This window comes from Streptosporangium sp. NPDC006013, from assembly GCF_040614275.1.
Lineage (GTDB): Bacteria > Actinomycetota > Actinomycetes > Streptosporangiales > Streptosporangiaceae > Streptosporangium.
Map to the genome: position 1 here is coordinate 1 of NZ_JBEXUE010000758.1, position 3,152 is coordinate 3,152.

At 63.7% G+C, this 3,152-nt stretch carries 4 protein-coding genes; 2 read left to right on the forward strand and 2 right to left on the reverse strand.

Annotated features, from left to right (window positions below; genetic code table 11):
- Positions 1–290: 290 nt before the first annotated feature.
- A complete protein-coding gene (locus ABZ260_RS49065) occupies positions 291–512 on the reverse strand; it encodes a TetR family transcriptional regulator (RefSeq protein ID WP_355632282.1) in 222 nt (73 codons plus the stop codon).
- 164 nt (positions 513–676) lie between these two features.
- On the opposite strand from ABZ260_RS49065, the gene ABZ260_RS49070 reads away from it, so the two are divergent.
- On the forward strand, positions 677–1,381 hold the full coding sequence (locus ABZ260_RS49070) for a DUF4386 domain-containing protein (protein WP_355632285.1): 705 nt from the start codon (positions 677–679) through the stop codon (positions 1,379–1,381).
- A 287-nt stretch (positions 1,382–1,668) separates the two neighbouring features.
- On the opposite strand, the gene ABZ260_RS49075 is transcribed toward ABZ260_RS49070, so the two are convergent.
- Positions 1,669–2,283 carry a TetR/AcrR family transcriptional regulator gene (locus ABZ260_RS49075; protein WP_355632288.1) on the reverse strand — a complete coding sequence of 205 codons (615 nt, stop codon included), beginning with the start codon at positions 2,281–2,283 and terminating at the stop codon, positions 1,669–1,671.
- A 217-nt stretch (positions 2,284–2,500) separates the two neighbouring features.
- Between ABZ260_RS49075 and ABZ260_RS49080 the strand changes: the two genes are divergently transcribed.
- The gene (locus ABZ260_RS49080) at positions 2,501–2,875 is read left to right on the forward strand and encodes a nitroreductase family deazaflavin-dependent oxidoreductase (protein WP_355632290.1); all 375 of its coding nucleotides are present in this window, start codon (positions 2,501–2,503) and stop codon (positions 2,873–2,875) included.
- Positions 2,876–3,152 lie beyond the last annotated feature (277 nt).

Here is a 3,152-nt window from a genome sequence, read left to right on the forward strand (position 1 = left end):
CATGCCGAAACTGCTGCATGCGCGTCCACCGATGGACGCCGAAGAGAAACGACAGATCTGCAAGCCGGCCGGGGCCCGTCATGCCCCGGCCGACTGGATCATGAGAGCGCAGATCATCGTGTTCAGCCGGCAGGGCTGCGCACCAGCGCCGTCCCCGCCCCTGGACCACCTCGACCGATCCGGACTTCGCCCCAAAAGAGCCGAGGTCATCGCCCTCTACACCCAGCCGCCACCCGGTACCACGGTCATCTGCGCCGCAAGTTCGTCTACTTGCCATGAGGAACGCAGCACTAAGGCCGGCCGGGACCACGGCTCCGGTCCGACGAGAGGTCTGGCTCTGGGAGCTCGATCTCGCCGAAGACGGCGTCGGCGATCCCGTCAAGGATCGTGTGCTTGTTCGCGACGTGGTGGTACAGCGACATGGCCTCGACGCCAAGCCGCTCTGCGACATCGCGCATGCTGACCGCCGTGACGCCCCGCTCGTCGGCGACGGTCACCGCTGCCTCGATCACGCGCTGCCGGCTGAGCGGTGGGCGGGGTGTCGACGTTCCGGGCACCCGGACCTCTTTCTGCAGCAGAACCCTTGTGGCCTTACACGTGTAAGGGTAGAGTCGGCAGCATCCTTACAGGTGTAAGAAAGAGCGGCTGGCCCGCGCCGACATATGGGAAAAGTGTTATGAATACAAGCAGACAGGCAACCGCAATTGCGGGCGCACTAGTCATCGTGGGCATGATCGCCGGCGTGCTAAGTGTTGTCCCCGCTCTCGAGGAGCCACACTATCTCGATCTCATTTCTGCACATGAGAGCCAGGTCATCGTCGGCGCAGTTTCTCAGTTCATCATGATCCCCGCCTATGTCGGGTTTGCGCTGCTCCTGTATCCGGCATTGAGGATGGAGAATGAAGCGCTCAGTCTGGGTTTCCTTGGATTTAGACTGATCGCAGCGATGTTCCATTTCATAGGCGTGATTTTCTTGCCTTTGTTTCTTGTGCTGGGTCAGGAGTTCGCCCAAGCCGGCGCTTCAGGCACATCCCACCTGGAGACCTTGGGTGAGTTGCTACGGACGGCGCGCGACTTGGTTAATCATGTCGCTTTGATCATCTCGCTGACCCTCGGAGATCTCCTATTTTTCGGTATTCTATATCGGTCGAGACTTGTCCCTCGCTGGTTGTCCGCATGGGGACTTATCGGGGCCGGATCAGCTATGTTGGCGAGCTTCTTGGTACTGTTTCGTCTGGTTGATGTCGTCACGCCACTCTACCTGGCCATAAATGCGCCACTGGCCCTACAAAGCTTGGCCTTGGCCACGTTTTTGATCATAAGAGGCTTCGATACAAAGACATTGACTACGGGCCACCAGCACGACGGCTGGCGCGGCTGACGTGCACGTCGCCCCAACTTGTTGCGACGGCTGTGCGCGCCGAGAACTCGGTCATGTCATGCGACCTGCAGATACTCGTGTATGAGGCCGCCGAGTCGATCTCGTCTCAGCGGTCGAGCGGCCGCTGCGGAGGGCGGGGAGTGCGGTCGAGCTCTGCTTTTCAGTCTTTGATGTGGCTGCGCGCACGCCCTGCGTGGCGCGAACCGCCCGGGGTTCCTCGCCAGATATCGCTGAACACGCCGCCAGTCCCCGCTGCGAGCGTTTCCGGGGAGGGGCAACAGGGGGCTCTACCTCCGGCGAGCTTCGAGCGCATCCAGAATCAGGTCCAGGCCGTAGCCGAACTCGCTCGTGTGGTCGTAGCCCGGCCGCAGGGCGTGGTCGACGATCATCTCTGCGAGGTACGGCAACTCGTCCGCCGGCAGGTGCTCGAGGATGCTGCCGGCCACTTCCTCGACATCGTCCGGCGTCGTCATCGGCAGGTTCGCCTCCTGGAGAACGAACCCGCTGATGTAGCTGTCGATGAGCGAGACAGCGTGCGCGGCCATCGGCAGCGTGAACCCCGCCTCGCGGAGGACACCGAGGACGGCGTCGTGGTGGCGTAGCGTCGCCGGCCCCGGGTTGCGACGGGAGTCCATGAGGCCGAGAGCCCAGCTGTGCTGCGACAGGACCGCACGCGCGGAGGAGGCGCGCGCACGGATCGCGTCGCGCCAATCGTCGTACTCGGCGCCGGGTAGCTTGATCGCCGCGAACACCGTGTCGGCCACGCCGTCGAGGATCGCGTCCTTGTTCGGTACGTGGTGGTAGAGCGACATCGCCTCCACGCCCAGTTCCTGCGCCACCCGTCGCATCGTGATCGCCTCCACGCCGCCGCGATCCGCGACCCGGATCGCGGCTTCCAACACCAGACCTCTGCTGAGCGGTTGCCGTGGCGGTAGCGGTGGTGGTGGGGACACAACGGCTCCAGGGTGCGGGCGGGATTGACAACCTTACAATTGTAAGCCAGCCTTACGCTCGTAAGTTACCTTACTAATGTAAGCCCTCCCGGGTGGGAATCAGCTGAGAGCCCGGCGAGCGTCTGATCCACGACGTGCCCCGCCGGGGCAAGGGAAGGAGATGCCGATGCCGATGCCGAGGTGGTGGGGGCACGTGAACAAGCGGTTATTCAATCCTCGCGCGATCGCGGGCGGGACGTGGCCGGTGCTGATTCACGTCGGTCGCATTTCTGGCGCGACGTACCGCACGCCGCTCGATGCGCATCCTGTCGACGGCGGCTACCTGTTCGTTCTGGTGTATGGATCGCGCTCGGACTGGGTGCAGAACGTCCTGGCAGCCGATGGTGCGCGGCTCCGGGTCGACGGGAGGGAGGTGGAACTCGCCGCCCCACGCCTCGTCGGGGAAGGCGAGGCGTTCCAGGCCCTCTCCGATGAGGTGGCACGCCCACCGAGGCTGCTCCGTATCACCGAGTTCCTCCGTATGGACCTGGTCGCAGGCTAAGGTGTGGTCGCGGATCTCCGCGCGAGCCCGCCGGATCAACGCCACCACCACGGCGCCGCGCCTGAATCCAGTGCGACGTTCCCTACCGGAAGTACAGATCCACCCCGGTCCTGGCATCAGGAAGGCAGGCCCGACAATCTCGGCTTTCCCGCAGCGCGTTCGCAACCTCCGTTGAGGAACGGAGCACTAGTAGTACTTCGTTAGGTTGGTTCGAGTGGGTGGTGTTCTGGCCGTACTGCGGCGGGTATGTCGCGGTGGCAGGTGGGGCACGCGCCGG